The organism is Priestia sp. SIMBA_032 (assembly GCF_046535215.1).
GTDB lineage: Bacteria > Bacillota > Bacilli > Bacillales > Bacillaceae_H > Priestia > Priestia aryabhattai.
This window is the reverse complement of the sequence record NZ_JAWRXD010000377.1, coordinates 1-305: the sequence shown is the minus strand read 5'-3', so window position 1 is coordinate 305 and position 305 is coordinate 1. Positions and strand designations below refer to the sequence as shown.

The window sequence follows — 305 nt, the reverse complement described above, 5'->3', positions numbered from 1 at the left end:
ATCTCTTTCAAAATATGCTCAATAAAAGTACTATCTTGCCAGCTCGCTAACGCTTTTGGCTCACCGAATCTACTCGACATACCGCCCGCTAATACAATTCCAACCCACTTACTCATTGGCGATGCAGCTCAAATGTAATATGGCCTAATTCCGGTAAAATTAATTTATTCATCGCAAGACGAACCGCTCCGCTCGACCCTGGCATCGAGAAAACTACTTTGCGTCCAATTGTACCGCCAATCGCTCTACTTAACATTGCACTGCTTCCGATATCTTCTAAATAACTAATCATGCGGAACAGCTCA

General features: G+C 43.3%; 2 protein-coding genes. Both read right to left on the bottom strand.

What is annotated here, in order from left to right:
* Positions 1-116, bottom strand: a 116-nt coding sequence (locus tag SB717_RS34825; protein WP_410907442.1) for an NTP transferase domain-containing protein, incomplete at its 3' end; no start/stop codon positions are given.
* On the bottom strand, positions 113-305 hold a 193-nt coding region (locus tag SB717_RS34820; protein ID WP_410907440.1), incomplete at its 5' end, for a MogA/MoaB family molybdenum cofactor biosynthesis protein. The genes SB717_RS34825 and SB717_RS34820, both read right to left, overlap by 4 nt.